Below are 12,902 nucleotides of genomic sequence, written 5' to 3'. Positions count from 1 at the left end.
GCGGATTCTTCCGGGGCAGGAAAGTCAGGAACGCGCGTTCAGCAGCGCGGTCGCGATCGCCGCGACCCCTTCACCGCGACCGGTAAGGCCGAGCCCGTCGGTGGTGGTGCCGGAGACCGAGACCGGCGCGCCGAGCAGATCGCCGAGCACCCGCTGGGCCTGTTCGCGGCGCGGCCCGATCTTGGGCCGATTGCCGATCACCTGGACGGCGGCGTTGACGATGTCGAAGCCTGCCTCGTCGAGCAGCCTGCGCACTTCCTTCAGCATGGCCGCGCCGGAGACGCCCGCCCATTCGGGGCGGCCGGTGCCGAAGACCGCGCCGACGTCACCGAGGCCCGCCGCCGAGAGCAGCGCGTCGCAGAGCGCGTGCGCGGCGACGTCGCCGTCGGAGTGGCCCGCGCAGCCGTCGTCGCCGTCGAACAGCAGGCCCGCCATCCAGCAGAGCCTGCCCGGCTCGATCGGATGTACATCGCTGCCGATGCCTACCCGCATGGTCATGATCGCACCGCCGTCGCGTCGGGCCGCAGGCCGTTGCCTGCCCGGCCGTTGTCCTGCGCCCGGCGCTTCGCCAGCACGGCCTCGGCCAGCAACAGGTCGAGCGGAGTAGTGATCTTGAAAGCCGATGGCTCTCCGGCAATGGTGCGCACCTCGGCGCCGAGCCGCTCGACCAGGCCCGCGTCGTCGGTGGCGTCGATCTCGGCCGCGTAGGCGGCGCGCAGCAATTCCGCCGCGAAACCCTGCGGGGTCTGGATGGCGCGCAGACCGGCGCGATCCGGCGTGCCGGTCACCGCACCGCGCGGGTCGACCGACTTGATGGTGTCGACGACCGGCAGCGCGGGCACCACGGCGGACTGCCCGGCGCGCAGCTCCGCCGCCACCCTGGCGATGAGCTCAGGGGGCGTGAGCGCGCGTGCGGCATCGTGCACGAGGAAGTAGGAGGCGTCGGGCGCGGCGGCGATACCGGCACGCACCGAATCGGTGCGCTCGGCGCCGCCGACAACCACCTGGACGGCCTTCGCCGACGGCAGCAGGGCAACTGCCGTCTCGACGAACTCGGCGGGGACTACGACGATGATCCGATCGACCGCCCCCGAGGCGATCAGGCCGTCGACGGCCAGCCGGACCATAGGTGTGCCGCCGACCGCGACGAACGCCTTGGGCGTGTTTTCACCCAGGCGAACGCCACGGCCGGCGGCAGGCACCAATGCGACTACATTATCGGCAGCGACACGGGGGCCGCTGTCAGAACTGTTCACGGTCAGGAAGCCGCGGCGAGAACCTCATCCAGCAGGATCTCGGCCTTGCCATCGTCGGTGCCCTCGGCAAGCGCGAGCTCTCCGACGAGAATCTGACGGGCCTTGGCGAGCATGCGCTTCTCACCGGCGGACAGGCCGCGGTCCTGTTCCCTGCGCCACAGATCGCGGACGACCTCGGCCACCTTGTTCACATCGCCGGAGGCGAGCTTCTCCAGGTTGGCCTTGTAGCGGCGAGACCAGTTAGTCGGCTCTTCGGTGTGCGGCGCCCGCAGCACCTGGAAGACTCGATCGAGACCCTCCTGGCCGACGACGTCACGCACGCCGACGTATTCGGCGTTCTCAGCGGGAACGCGAACAGTCAGGTCACCTTGGGCGACCTTCAGGACCAGATACTCTTTTTGCTCACCCTTGATGGTGCGAGTCTCGATTGCTTCGATCAGCGCCGCTCCGTGGTGGGGGTAAACGACGGTGTCTCCGACCTTAAAAATCATGTGTCCCGTGCCCCTTTCGATGTTCACAGTTTAACATGCGACTCGGTAACGGCGCGATCAACTGTGCAGGTCAGGGCCACAACGAGGCCACCGCGGGGGTTGACAGAACCCTATCGGTGTGCATTACGTTGTGCCAGAACGTGTTAGCCGCCGACCAGCCCCGACACACCGGCGGACGCCACGACCAGCAGCGCCCCCGCAACCCCACCGCCACCCGACCGAACCGTTATCCAACAGATGCCGAGCCCAATGTGGTGTCGTGCCCCCTCGACATATCCACACCCACGAAGGCGTGCCACCGCGACGACGCGGGGCCATCGAACACGCCGCGCGCGGGCGCGGCCGTCCCGACACAAGCCGCCCGCGCGTCTGTCGCGATACGGGAACTACTACGCTCCCTAGTTACTACTCTCCCTAGTGGAGTGAGCCCGGTCGACATGGAGGACAACCCGTGACTGCCCTGAAAGCTGTGACCGCCTCGAAGGTGGCGCGGACGCCGAAGCTGCGGCGTCGCATGGTGCCGGTTGCCGCGCTCGCCGCGGGCGCCGCACTCGCACTGTCCGGCTGTGGTGCGGGCCAGATCTCGCAGACGGCCGATCAGGTCGCCGCGGTGAACGGCAACGCCGCCAATGTCGGCCGGATCTCGCTGCGCAACGTGCACATCGTGTTCCCAGAGGCGGACGCGGGCGAGCACAACAACTCCAAGGGCGGCAAGGCCGTCATCGCGCTGTCCATCATCAACAACAGCGAGACGACGGCCGACGACCTCAAGAGCGTCACCACCGATCTCGGCACCGTGGTACTGACCCCGGCGCCGGGCAAGTCGTCCATCGAGATCGCGCCGCAGCAGACCGTCGTCGCCGCGGCCAAGGCGCCCGCGCACGCCGCCGCGCCCGCCGCTCCGGCCGCGGACAACCACGGCGCGCCCGCGACCGGCCACGCCGCGCCGTCCAATGACCCGGAGGCCAAGCCCGCGCTCATCGAGATCACCGGGCTGACCCGCGACATCACCCCCGGCCTGACCTACAACGTGCTGTTCAACTTCAACCACGCGGGCAGCGTCAGCGTTCAGGTGCCGGTCGACGCCGGCAAGTCCGAGCGCAAGGGCGGCGAGAAGTCCGCGAGCGCCGAGGGCGAGCACAAGGGCGGCGGGCACTGAGCCCCGCGTAACTTCAGACGAACGACCGTCGCATCCACGGATGCGGCGGTCGTTTTTCTTTGTGCCGCAGCCGGATTGTCGGTCGCGGTCCGTAAGGTGCGCGTGTGGCCAAGACCAAGCAGATCTTCCGCTGCTCCGCCTGTCAGCACGAGGTGCCCAAATGGGTGGGTAAATGCCCCGACTGCGGTGCGTGGGGCACCGTCGACGAGGTGGCGATGGCGGCGGCGCCCGCGGGCGCGTCCGCGGGGCGGCGGGCGATGCTGCCGAGCACGGCCGCCGCGCCGATCTCGCGCATCGATTCGAAGGTCACCCAGGCCAGGCCGTCGGGCGTGGACGAACTCGACCGCGTCCTCGGCGGCGGCGTCGTGCCCGGCTCGGTGGTGCTGCTTTCCGGCGAACCCGGCGTCGGCAAGTCGACCCTGTTGCTCGAGGTCGCCTACCGCTGGGCGGCCCAGCGTGAGGAAAAGTCGCTCTATGTGACCGCCGAGGAATCGGCGGGCCAGGTGCGGCTGCGCGCCGATCGCACCGGCGCGGTGCACGAGCGGGTCTATCTGGCCGCCGAATCCGATCTGTCGATCCTGCTCGGGCATGTCGAACAGGTGCGCCCGACGCTGCTCGTCGTCGACTCGGTACAGACCATGATCGCCCCGGATGCCGAGGGCGTGATCGGCGGCGTGACCCAGGTGCGCGCGGTGACCGCCGCGCTCACCTCGCTGGCCAAGGCGAGCGGTATCGCGGTGCTGCTGGTCGGGCACGTCACCAAGGACGGCGCGATCGCGGGCCCACGCACCCTGGAACATCTGGTGGATGTGGTGCTGCAATTCGAGGGCGACAAGAACTCGACCCTGCGGATGGTGCGCGGGATCAAGAATCGCTTCGGCAGCGCGGACGAGGTCGGCTGCTTCGAACTGCGCGGCGACGGGATCGTCGGGGTGGCCGATCCGTCCGGGCTGTTCCTGCACCACCGCACCGAGTCGGTGCCAGGCACCGCGGTCACCGTGGCGATGGACGGCAAACGCCCACTGGTCGCCGAGGTGCAGGGGCTCACAGTGAAGACCGAGATCCCCTCACCGCGCCGCGCGGTGAGCGGGCTGGAGTACAACCGCGTCGCCATGGTGCTCGCGGTGCTACAGAGCCGCTGCGGCGTATTTCTCGGCAAGAGCGATATCTACGCGGCCACCGTCGGTGGTATGCGGCTGAACGAGCCCGCCGCCGACCTGGCGGTGGCGCTGGCCATCAGCAGCGCGGCGAAGGACAAGGCGCTGCCCGCGGGCTGGGTGATCATCGGCGAGGTCGGCCTGGCGGGCGAGGTGCGCAGGGTGACCGGTATCGGGCGCAGGCTCGCCGAAGCCGAGCGGCTCGGCTTCACCACCGCTCTGGTGCCGCCAGGCAGCGACACCAAGGGCATCAAGATGAAGGTGCACGAAGTGGGCGACGTGGCTTCGGCGTTGCGCCTGGCTCGAATCGGCAAGGGCCGCAAGGACACCGGCAGGCACACCGACGCCGAGAAGGTACCGGTGGACGAGCTCTCCGTGGACGAGCTCCTGGCCGGGCACGGGTTCGGCACCTCCGGCCGCCATCTCGGCGTGCCGGACGAATCCGACGAGCCCGGCGATCCCGATCTACCGAAATTCGCCACCGACCCGGCCGAGATGGACGAGTTCACCGCGCGCAAAACCCGCAAGCAGCTCCGGCAGAGCGATTAATTACGCGATGTTGAACGGCTCGGCCGCGCTGCGGACCGTACCCAGCTGTGCGACAACGGCATACGCGCCGGGCGGCACCTGAACGCGCTCGCCCGCGCAGCTCGGCTGCGAGGTGGAACCCGACCAGGTGACGGTGAAGGCCGCCTGCTCACCGCGATTCAGCGTGCGCACATCGGGCTGGCCGTCCGGGTAGCAGTCGGTGCTCGACCACAGCCTGCGCTGGCCGTCGAGACTGTGCACGGAAACCTGCTGCAGGCCGGAACCCATGTCGCGGGCGCAGGACACCGACGAGATATTGGTGATGACGATGCCGAACACCGGCTGCTCACCAGTCTTGTACGTGGGCTGCTCGACCGTCACCTTCACGGCGAGCGACTGATCGGGACACTGACCCGGCGCGGCCGCCGAGGTTGCCGTCGCACTGCCGGAGGTCTTGGACGCGCTCGACTCACCGCTCGCCGACGGCTTGCTCGCGTCGGCGGGCTTGTTCGCCGACGTATCGGCGGGCTTCGACGAGGACGACGACGAACTCGACGCGGCAGCCTTCGTACTGCCGGGCGAGTCGCCTCCGCGCGAGACCATGATCGCCAGCCAGATGACCAGCGCGAGTGCCACTACCAGGGCTCCGATGGCGAAAGCACGGCGACGCCAGTAGATCTCCGGAGGCAGCGGTCCATTCGGTTCCAGCACGCCTCAACGGTAAGGGCACGGTCGGGCGCAGCGTCTCAGGGTCTCGGCGTGTCGGGTCGGAGAACGCTTCTGTGGCGGGTAAATTGCGGGCGGCACGCTGGGTGAACGCACCGGCCCGCCGCTAGCGACTGCTTGCAGGTCGCTCGAAACAACACCGCTAGCGACTGCTTGCAGGTCGCTCGAAACAACACCGATTCAGGCCAGCTCGCCGATGTTCCCGACGACACGCTGCAGCTGCACCTTGCCCTCGGCGAGTTTGTAAGTGACGCAGGCGATCGCGCATTCACCGGTCGCGACGCGCTGCGAAATGATCATGGAGCGCTGCATGAGCAGCCTGCTGGTCTCCACCACATGCCTGGCCTCTAGCTCGTCGACCGTGGTGAGCCCCTCGCGGCGGCCGACCAAGATCGACGGGGTGACCCGCTCGACCACGCTGCGAATGAACCCGCCGGGCACCTCGCCACCGTCGAGCGCGTCGATGGTCGCCTTCACCGCGCCGCAGCTGTCGTGGCCGAGCACGACGATCAACGGCACGTTGAGCACCTGCACGCCGTACTCGATGGAGCCGAGCACCGAACTGTCCACCACATGACCCGCGGTGCGCACCACGAACATGTCGCCGAGGCCCTGATCGAAGATGAGCTCGGCGGCCACCCGCGAGTCACCGCAGCCGAACAGGATCGCGGACGGGTGCTGACCGCTGACGAGCTTCGCTCGCTGGGCCGCCCCCTGGCTAGGATGCAGCAGCGTGTCGTTGACGAAACGCTCGTTGCCCTCGCGGAGGGATTTCCAGGCGCTGATCGGGTTGGAACCAGGCATAGCGTCCATTGTGCACAGGGCATTGGTTACCAGCGAGTCTGTTTCGTTACGGGTCGGCAAATATCGCCTGGCCGTGCACTGAGAACCAGCGTGAGGGGACCCGGGCGCGGCGCCGCGATGATCGCGAAGAAGACTGCGACAGCAACCGCGGGCACTGTGCCGCGACAATCGCGAGGGAGCTGCGTCAGCACACGCGAGCGCGGCAGCGAACACGAACGACAGTCGCGCGGGCGGCCGCGGCGGGCAATCCGCGACCATGCGGCGGAGACAATGCGGACGGCACAGCGGCAACCGCGAGCACGACGCAGAGACAACTACGAGGACACCGGAACAGCGATCACGAGCACAGTGCGGCGACAATCGTGAGAGACATGCATCAGCACACGCGAGCGCGAATCGCGCGGGACCCCGCGGCCGGCGACCACGAAGCGGAGACAGTGCGAGGACGGCACAGCGACCGGCGTGCGCGGAACTGACGCGGCAAACGCAAGCACGGCAGGGCGGCAATCGTTAGCACGGCACGGCAGGAGTGGTGAGGACAGTGCGGGACAGGGTCGAGGGCATCGACGCGGATGTGCTGCTGGATTGGTATCGCGAGACCGCGCGCGATCTGCCGTGGCGGCGGGCCGAGGTGACCGCGTGGCAGATCCTGATGAGCGAGATCATGCTGCAGCAGACGCCGGTGGTGCGGGTCGAGCCGATCTGGCGGGAGTGGGTGGCGCGCTGGCCGGTGCCGTCGGCGATGGCGGCGTCCACTCAGGCCGAGGTGTTGCGGGCGTGGGGCAAGCTCGGCTATCCGCGGCGGGCGCTGCGGCTGCACGAATGCGCGCGGGTGCTCGCCGAGGAATACGGCGACGAGGTGCCTGCCGATGTCGATGTCCTGCTCGGCCTGCCGGGTATCGGCGCCTACACCGCCCGCGCCGTCGCGTGTTTCGCGTACGGGCAGCGAGTTCCGGTGGTGGACACCAACGTTCGCCGCGTCGTCGCCCGCGCGGTACACGGCAAGGCGGAGGCGGGCAATCCGGCCGCCAGGGACCTCGCCGAGACGGAAGCCCTACTGCCGCAACGGATCGACCGTGCCGCGACCTTCTCCGCCGCACTGATGGAGCTGGGCGCCGTCATCTGCACCGCCCGCACTCCCGGCTGCGACCGCTGCCCGCTCCCCCGCTGCGCCTGGGTGTCGGCGGGCAAACCGGTCACCGAAATCGTCCGCCGCACACAGAAATACGAGGGCACCGACCGCCAGGCCCGCGGCCGCCTCCTCGACGTCCTGCGCGCCGCCACCGGCCCCGTCGAACGAATCCGCCTCGACATCGCCTGGACCCGCGACCCGGGCCAGCGCGACCGCGCCCTCGACTCCCTCCTCGTCGACGGCCTCATCGAACAAACCCCCGACGGCCTCTTCGCCTTAGCCGGAGAAGGGCAATAGCCGCACAGTGCGCGGCGGCACAATCGGTGCGCGGTATTGCGATCGACGTGCGGGACCACAGTACCTGCGCAGCCAGGGCCGTCCGCGGTCGCGCTCCGAATACATTGCCGCGCACGGAATTCGCGCGCAATCACTGCGCGGGAGCGCAATTGGTGCGCGGGGTCAGGGGGCGAGGATGCGGCGGAGGAAGTGTTCCACTTCGATGCGGTAGCGGGCGGGTTGGTCGTCGTGGACGAGATGGCCTGCGTCGGGGATTACGACGTGGTGGGCGTCCGGGTGGACCTCCGCCATTTCGCGCATTTGGCCGGGCGGGGTGATGGTGTGCTCGCCTTCGATGAGAAGGGCGGGCATGTTCAGGGATTTCCATTGGGACCAGAAATCGCGGGTGCCCCATTCCTCCGAGATATCGCGGAAGGTGGCGACGGAGCCGTGCAGGCGGTAGCCGTCGGGGCCGTGTGCGAACGAGTTGAGGAAGTAGCGGCCCGCGACCGGTCCGAAGTAGGCGAGTACGGCGGCCGAATCCGGGAAGGGCTGCGGCCATGCCTCGATCATCGCGACCCAGTCGGCGGCGGTGCGGCCGGTGAAATCGGGCGCGATGTCCTCGACCACCAGCGCGCGGACCCGCTCCGGATATTCGGCGGCGAACACCCAGCCGTGCAGCGCGCCCATCGAATGCCCGATCAGCACCATCGGTTCGGTGATGACGGAGGTGGCCTCGACCAGATCGGCGACGAACGCCTCGGTGGTCAGTTCGGCGGGTGCGGGCCTGCCGTGGCCCGCCGCGTCGAAGGTGTAGACGTGGCCGTATTCGCGCAGCCAGTCCAGCTGATCGCGCCAGGTGCGGGCACTGCCCATCAATCCGTGCAGCAGCAGGATCGGCACCCCTGCTCCACCTTCGTCATGCAACATCGGATCCGACGATACGGACAAAGCGGCGGCGACCGACAGGCAGGCAGCGCACCGCGGCCGCCCGACCCACCACGCGCGTCCACCTGCGGACCGAGCGCGGCAAGACCGAGCCGCAACATCGGGATCGGCGATACGGACCAAGGCCCTGCCAGCCAACAGGCGGGCAGCGCGGGCCCACGCGGCGGCATCGGGCACGACGGCACGGACCAGCGGCGGCACCCGCAGTGAAGCGGCGCACGTCGAGCGGCGGCCCCCTCGATGTCCGTTAGGCGTACCTCCGCATTCGCTCCGGCCATGCGCAGGCTGAGGACGGCAAAGCCGGTTGCGCCCATTAGGTTGGATCGCATGGCTGTTGTGAAGATCAATGCGATCGAGGTTCCCGAGGGCGCTGGCCCCGAACTGGAGAAGCGGTTCGCGCACCGCGCGCACGCGGTCGAGGGATCGCCCGGGTTCCTCGGGTTCCAGCTGCTGCGTCCGGTGGCCGGGGAGAACCGGTACTTCGTTGTCACGCAGTGGGATTCGGAGGACTCGTTCGCGGCATGGCGGGACGGGCCCGCGCGGGCGGCGCACGGCGGTGAGCAGAAGCCGGTATCCACCGGCGCCTCACTGCTCGAGTTCGAGGTGGTGCTCGACGTGGCGGCCAAACCGGCCTCCTGAGCCGTATTTCGCCGCTACCAGGTGGAACGGAATCTCGCGCGGCACGCGCACACCGTGTCGCGTGTCCGTTCTGCCGTGTTGACGTTCCCCGCCTCCAGGTGTCACAGTTCGAGTGACAACACGCGACGGTGTTGCGGTAATTCCGGTGCGAATCCGGAGCGGTCGCGCCACTGTGTTCCTCGCACCGAGTCCCGGTGCCGGAAGAGCCAGACACCGGCATCGTCGCACCGAACTCGACGGGACGCGTATCCCTAGGAGGACTCGAATGGCCATCGCGCATTCACCGAGCCGGGCAGCCGATTCGCTCTCGACGCTGCTCGTCGCCGTAGGTGTCGTACTTCTCGCACTGCTCACGCTGTACCTGGTCGGCTTCGATCAGGGCGTCATCTCGCGCAGCGGGATGTACCTGCACGAGCTGATGCATGACGGACGGCATCTGCTGGGCGTCCCGTGCCACTGATCGGTTCGCTCAAGACCCTGCTGCTGCGCGGTCTGCTCGCCGGCCTCGTCGCCGGCCTGCTGGCCGCCACGGTGGGCTTCACCATCGGTGAGCCCAAGGTGGAAGCCGCCATCGCCATCGAAGAAGCGGCCAGTGCCAAGGAACAGGCGCAGGAACCGGCCGGGCACACCCACGGTGACGAAGAGGAACCGCTGGTGAGCCGCTCCGGGCAGAAGGCGGGACAGTTCCTCGCGCTCGGCCTGGCCGGGCTCGCGCTCGGCGCGCTGTTCGCCACCGCCGCGCATTTCGCCCGCAGGCACACCGCGCTGTCCGGCCCGAAACTCGCACTGACACTCGGCCTCGGCGGCTGGGCGGCCATCGTCGCCGTACCGTTCTTCAAATATCCGGCGAACCCGCCTGCGGTGGGCGATCCGGACACCATCAATCAGCGCACCCTGCTCTGGGTCGCGGCGGTACTGCTCGGCTTCGCGGCCGTCGGCGCGGGCGTTTTCGTCTTCAAGCTGCTGCGCAACCAACTGGAGACGGTCCGGCTCATCGCGGGTGTCGCCGCGTTCGTGCTGATCGTCGCGGTGGGCTACATCCTGCTGCCCGGCATCGACGAGGTGAAGGACGACTTCCCCGCCTCGCTGCTGTGGCAGTTCCGTGCCGCATCGCTCGCCGAGACCGCCACGCTGTGGGCGGCTTTGGCGCTGGGCTTCGCGGCGCTCACCGAATTCGCTTCGCGCGGTAGCACTCCGGTATCAGAACCGGTCGCTACCGCGGGCTGATCCCGAGCGAGACCGAAGAGGGCAGTGTCGGCGATATGACCGGCACTGCCTTTTTCGTTCCCGCCCGCCGCACCGTCGAAAACCAGCCACCGCTTGCGATTTCGGTCGCCTTCCTCGCCTTCGTCGCCGCACTGCTCGCCGGTGTCGGCGAGGCCATCGTCTATGTCACCAGGGCACTGACGGATGCCGACGCCGACGTCGGCGACCTCGTCCCCGGCCTGTTGATGCGGACCGGCATCTACCTGATCGTCCTGCTCGTCGCCATTCGCATGACGCACGGGGACCGTTGGGCCCGAATCGTTTTGACCATCGGCATCGGCGTGGTCGGCTTGGCTTCACTGATCATCGAGCCCATCGGGGCGCTCCTGTCCGCCGACGACTTCGGCGACCTGTTCGCCGGAATCACCGCCGACTCGGTGCTCATCGGCATCCTGCGTGGTATCCACATCGTCGCGGTACTCATCGCCATCCCGGCCATGTACCGGCCGGACGCCCGCGCCTACTTCGGCTCCCGTTCCGCCGCATGACCACTCGGCTCCCCGCACACCGGATTCCGGTGTGCGAAGAACCGGGCAGCTATGCGGGCCTTCAGCCTTCGAAGGTGGCGTCCAGGCTGATGTCGTCGACACCGGCCAGCGCCTTGCTCACCGGGCAGCCCGCCTTCGCGGCGGCCGCGGCCTCGGCGAACTGGGCGGCATCGATGCCTGCGGCCTTGCCGCGGACGGTCAGCTTGATGGCGCTGATGCGGAAGCCGCCCGCCGGGTCGGGACCGAGGGTCACGTCGGCGGTGACGTCCAGGCTCTCCGGGGTGCCGCCCGCGTTGCCGATCTGCGCCGACAGCGCCATGGCGTAGCAGGAGGAGTGCGCCGCGGCGATCAGTTCCTCGGGGCTGGTGGTGCCGTCGGCGCTCTCGGCGGAGCGCTTGGGGAACGACACGTCGTACTTGCCGACACCGGAGCTGGCCAGCTCGACCTGGCCCGAACCCTCCTGCAGGGAGCCGGTCCAAGCGGTGCGCGCGGTACGTGTGGGCATCACAGTCCTTTCAACGATGATCGATTCAGCTCGAACCTACTCCGCGCGGCTCAGTCGGTCGCGGTGGTTCGCAGATCGAGCTGCTCGAGCACCAGCGGCCAGGCCTCCCGATGCCGGTCGCGCGCCGCCTCGCTGGCAAACCCGCTGTGCGTCAGGCGAAGTCGGGTTCCGGCGCCCTCGGCGATGAGCTCGACGGTGACCACGGTTTCCGCGCCATCGGTGCCGTCGGCGCCGGTCACCCAGGTCAGCTCGACCAGGCTGTCCGGCTCCAGCCGCAAGAAGCGGCCGTAATGGGGGTGCCGGGCGCCCTCGAAATCGGTTTCGAAGAAGAAGGGTTCGTCGACCGCGCCGCGCATCAGCACCGAGCCGGGCGCGGCGAACCAGCGGTCGAACTGCTCGGTCCACGCCAGATACAACTCGTCGGGCGACGCGATCATCAACCGTTCGACGGCGAGACCACTCGGCTGATCGGCCATGGTCAGCACCCTACTACCGCCCGCGGCGGGCTCACTCGGGATTGGTGACCCGTGCGAGCACGATGCCGCCGAGGATCAGCGACAGCGAGAGCAGCCTGCCCGCGCTCAGCGGATCCTTGTTGATCACGATGCCGAGACCGATCGCGCCGATCGCGCCGATGCCGGTGAAGATCGCGTAGGCGGTGCCGACCGGCAGTGTCTGCATGGCGCGGGAGAGCAGGTAGACCGCGAGGCTGCCGAGCACGAAGCAGATCACGGTCGCCACCGGCTTGGTGAAGTTCTCGGTCGGCTTGATGCTCTGTGACCACACGATCTCCACCAGACCGGCGACCCCTAGGACCACCCAGTTCATCTCAGTACTCCTTTGCCAGATCGCGGACCGCCTGCAGTGCGGCGGCGTAGGACTCGTCGTGTGCGGTGCGCAGGTGCGCGAGGTTGGGATCCATCCGGGAATTGGCCAGCTCGGCGTTGACGAACACCGAGTCCTGCACTGCGAAGTGCCCCGCGAAGAAGTCGCGCAGATAGCGCTCCTGGTAGTCGTAGGCCGCCTTGGGCGCGCCGGGCGAGTAGGCGCCGCCGCGGGCGGTGGTAACCACGAATCGCCGGTGCCCCAGCGACATTCGCGGGAAGGTCACCTGATCGAGCCAGGCCTTCAGCACGGCCGGAATCGAGTAGTTGTACATCGGGGTGCCGATCAGGATGACGTCGGCGGCGAGCACCTCGCCGAGCAGCGGTTCGACGATCGCCCACGCGGCGGCCTGCGCCGGGGTGCGCACCAGTTCGGCGAGCCGGTCCAGATCCGTGGCGGGCAGTGCGAGCACGGCATCGCACAGCTCGGTCCACGCCTCATCGATGAACGGGACCGGCTCGGCCGCCAGATCGCGGTAAAGGTAAGCGCCGTCCGGGTTTTCGGCGCGCCAGACATCGGCGAAGGCGGCGCTCAGCTCGCGGCTGATGGCGGCCCGGCGGGCGCTGGCGTCGAGGTGCAGCAGTGTGGTCATTTTCCGGTCCTCCAATTAACTGGACAGTTCGTCCGTTTGGTTTCGAGACG

Annotated in this window: 16 protein-coding genes, 1 pseudogene and 1 riboswitch; of the genes and pseudogenes, 7 read left to right on the top strand and 10 right to left on the bottom strand. The window is 68.6% G+C overall.

The features are described from left to right. Positions 1-24: 24 nt before the first annotated feature. Genes ispF through carD form a run of 3 tightly spaced genes read right to left on the bottom strand, consistent with a single transcriptional unit; the run spans position 25 to position 1,747 of the window. Positions 25-492 carry a 2-C-methyl-D-erythritol 2,4-cyclodiphosphate synthase gene (gene ispF / locus ACIG5A_RS15640; protein ID WP_397241794.1) on the bottom strand — a complete coding sequence of 156 codons (468 nt, stop codon included), beginning with the start codon at positions 490-492 and terminating at the stop codon, positions 25-27. A 2-nt stretch (positions 493-494) separates the two neighbouring features. Next, the gene (ispD, locus tag ACIG5A_RS15635) at positions 495-1,256 is read right to left on the bottom strand and encodes a 2-C-methyl-D-erythritol 4-phosphate cytidylyltransferase (RefSeq protein ID WP_397240896.1); all 762 of its coding nucleotides are present in this window, start codon (positions 1,254-1,256) and stop codon (positions 495-497) included. A 2-nt stretch (positions 1,257-1,258) separates the two neighbouring features. Continuing rightward, on the bottom strand, positions 1,259-1,747 hold the full coding sequence (gene carD, locus ACIG5A_RS15630; RefSeq protein WP_397241792.1) for an RNA polymerase-binding transcription factor CarD: 489 nt from the start codon (positions 1,745-1,747) through the stop codon (positions 1,259-1,261). 451 nt (positions 1,748-2,198) lie between these two features. Between carD and ACIG5A_RS15625 the strand changes: the two genes are divergently transcribed. Then, positions 2,199-2,906, top strand: a complete 708-nt coding sequence (locus ACIG5A_RS15625; RefSeq protein WP_397240895.1) for a hypothetical protein — start codon at positions 2,199-2,201, stop codon at positions 2,904-2,906. Between the two features lie 104 nt (positions 2,907-3,010). Then, positions 3,011-4,369 (top strand): annotated as a pseudogene (radA, locus tag ACIG5A_RS15620) (DNA repair protein RadA); the annotation flags it as partial. A gap of 243 nt (positions 4,370-4,612) precedes the next feature. On the opposite strand, the gene ACIG5A_RS15615 reads toward radA, so the two are convergent. Further along, positions 4,613-5,302 carry a hypothetical protein gene (locus ACIG5A_RS15615; protein ID WP_397240894.1) on the bottom strand — a complete coding sequence of 230 codons (690 nt, stop codon included), beginning with the start codon at positions 5,300-5,302 and terminating at the stop codon, positions 4,613-4,615. 195 nt (positions 5,303-5,497) lie between these two features. After that, positions 5,498-6,121 (bottom strand): carbonic anhydrase, encoded by a 624-nt coding sequence (locus ACIG5A_RS15610; protein ID WP_397240893.1) that lies wholly within the window; start codon positions 6,119-6,121, stop codon positions 5,498-5,500. A gap of 541 nt (positions 6,122-6,662) precedes the next feature. Between ACIG5A_RS15610 and ACIG5A_RS15605 the strand changes: the two genes are divergently transcribed. Next, on the top strand, positions 6,663-7,550 hold the full coding sequence (locus ACIG5A_RS15605; RefSeq protein WP_397240892.1) for an A/G-specific adenine glycosylase: 888 nt from the start codon (positions 6,663-6,665) through the stop codon (positions 7,548-7,550). 162 nt (positions 7,551-7,712) lie between these two features. On the opposite strand, the gene ACIG5A_RS15600 is transcribed toward ACIG5A_RS15605, so the two are convergent. Then, positions 7,713-8,459 carry an alpha/beta fold hydrolase gene (locus ACIG5A_RS15600; RefSeq protein ID WP_397240891.1) on the bottom strand — a complete coding sequence of 249 codons (747 nt, stop codon included), beginning with the start codon at positions 8,457-8,459 and terminating at the stop codon, positions 7,713-7,715. Positions 8,460-8,804: 345 nt separating this feature from the next. Here ACIG5A_RS15600 and ACIG5A_RS15595 point away from each other — a divergent pair, with 345 nt between their 5' ends. The 4 genes from ACIG5A_RS15595 to ACIG5A_RS15580 all read left to right on the top strand — a co-directional run bounded on the left by ACIG5A_RS15595 (position 8,805) and on the right by ACIG5A_RS15580 (position 10,870). Continuing rightward, entirely contained in the window at positions 8,805-9,116 is a 312-nt protein-coding gene (locus tag ACIG5A_RS15595) for an antibiotic biosynthesis monooxygenase family protein (protein ID WP_397240890.1), read from the top strand. Positions 9,117-9,209: 93 nt separating this feature from the next. Then, positions 9,210-9,354, top strand: a riboswitch (cobalamin riboswitch). 27 nt (positions 9,355-9,381) lie between these two features. Further along, positions 9,382-9,576, top strand: coding sequence for a CbtB-domain containing protein (locus ACIG5A_RS15590; protein WP_397240889.1), 195 nt, complete (start codon positions 9,382-9,384; stop codon positions 9,574-9,576). Beyond that, positions 9,567-10,343: a CbtA family protein gene (locus ACIG5A_RS15585; RefSeq protein ID WP_397240888.1), complete on the top strand. Its 777-nt coding sequence runs from the start codon at positions 9,567-9,569 to the stop codon at positions 10,341-10,343. Before ACIG5A_RS15590 ends, ACIG5A_RS15585 begins: the two co-directional genes overlap by 10 nt. Positions 10,344-10,378: 35 nt before the next feature. Further along, positions 10,379-10,870, top strand: a complete 492-nt coding sequence (locus ACIG5A_RS15580; RefSeq protein WP_397240887.1) for a hypothetical protein — start codon at positions 10,379-10,381, stop codon at positions 10,868-10,870. Between the two features lie 61 nt (positions 10,871-10,931). On the opposite strand, the gene ACIG5A_RS15575 is transcribed toward ACIG5A_RS15580, so the two are convergent. Genes ACIG5A_RS15575 through ACIG5A_RS15560 form a run of 4 tightly spaced genes read right to left on the bottom strand, consistent with a single transcriptional unit; the run spans position 10,932 to position 12,852 of the window. Beyond that, positions 10,932-11,375 carry an OsmC family peroxiredoxin gene (locus ACIG5A_RS15575; RefSeq protein ID WP_397240886.1) on the bottom strand — a complete coding sequence of 148 codons (444 nt, stop codon included), beginning with the start codon at positions 11,373-11,375 and terminating at the stop codon, positions 10,932-10,934. A gap of 50 nt (positions 11,376-11,425) precedes the next feature. After that, the gene (locus ACIG5A_RS15570; protein ID WP_397240885.1) at positions 11,426-11,851 is read right to left on the bottom strand and encodes an SRPBCC domain-containing protein; all 426 of its coding nucleotides are present in this window, start codon (positions 11,849-11,851) and stop codon (positions 11,426-11,428) included. 31 nt (positions 11,852-11,882) lie between these two features. Further along, positions 11,883-12,203, bottom strand: a complete 321-nt coding sequence (locus ACIG5A_RS15565) for a DMT family transporter (protein WP_397240884.1) — start codon at positions 12,201-12,203, stop codon at positions 11,883-11,885. Position 12,204: 1 nt separating this feature from the next. Beyond that, positions 12,205-12,852 carry an FMN-dependent NADH-azoreductase gene (locus tag ACIG5A_RS15560; RefSeq protein ID WP_397240883.1) on the bottom strand — a complete coding sequence of 216 codons (648 nt, stop codon included), beginning with the start codon at positions 12,850-12,852 and terminating at the stop codon, positions 12,205-12,207. Between the last annotated feature and the right edge of the window lie 50 nt (positions 12,853-12,902).

The sequence above is a fragment of the Nocardia sp. NPDC052566 genome (genome assembly GCF_044547285.1).
Taxonomy (GTDB): domain Bacteria; phylum Actinomycetota; class Actinomycetes; order Mycobacteriales; family Mycobacteriaceae; genus Nocardia.
The sequence above is the reverse complement of the archived record's forward strand: the minus strand, read 5'-3'. Positions and strand labels throughout refer to the sequence as shown.

Bases quoted from the DNA above. Each gene is read 5' to 3' on its own strand.
- ispF (WP_397241794.1), bottom strand. From the start codon at position 492: ATGCGGGTAGGCATCGGCAGCGATGTACATCCGATCGAGCCGGGCAGG.
- carD (WP_397241792.1), bottom strand. From the start codon at position 1,747: ATGATTTTTAAGGTCGGAGACACCGTCGTTTACCCCCACCACGGAGCG.
- ACIG5A_RS15610 (WP_397240893.1), bottom strand. From the start codon at position 6,121: ATGCCTGGTTCCAACCCGATCAGCGCCTGGAAATCCCTCCGCGAGGGC.
- ACIG5A_RS15600 (WP_397240891.1), bottom strand. From the start codon at position 8,459: ATGTTGCATGACGAAGGTGGAGCAGGGGTGCCGATCCTGCTGCTGCAC.
- ACIG5A_RS15595 (WP_397240890.1), top strand. From the start codon at position 8,805: ATGGCTGTTGTGAAGATCAATGCGATCGAGGTTCCCGAGGGCGCTGGC.
- ACIG5A_RS15590 (WP_397240889.1), top strand. From the start codon at position 9,382: ATGGCCATCGCGCATTCACCGAGCCGGGCAGCCGATTCGCTCTCGACG.
- ACIG5A_RS15580 (WP_397240887.1), top strand. From the start codon at position 10,379: ATGACCGGCACTGCCTTTTTCGTTCCCGCCCGCCGCACCGTCGAAAAC.
- ACIG5A_RS15575 (WP_397240886.1), bottom strand. From the start codon at position 11,375: ATGCCCACACGTACCGCGCGCACCGCTTGGACCGGCTCCCTGCAGGAG.
- ACIG5A_RS15570 (WP_397240885.1), bottom strand. From the start codon at position 11,851: ATGGCCGATCAGCCGAGTGGTCTCGCCGTCGAACGGTTGATGATCGCG.
- ACIG5A_RS15565 (WP_397240884.1), bottom strand. From the start codon at position 12,203: ATGAACTGGGTGGTCCTAGGGGTCGCCGGTCTGGTGGAGATCGTGTGG.
- ACIG5A_RS15560 (WP_397240883.1), bottom strand. From the start codon at position 12,852: ATGACCACACTGCTGCACCTCGACGCCAGCGCCCGCCGGGCCGCCATC.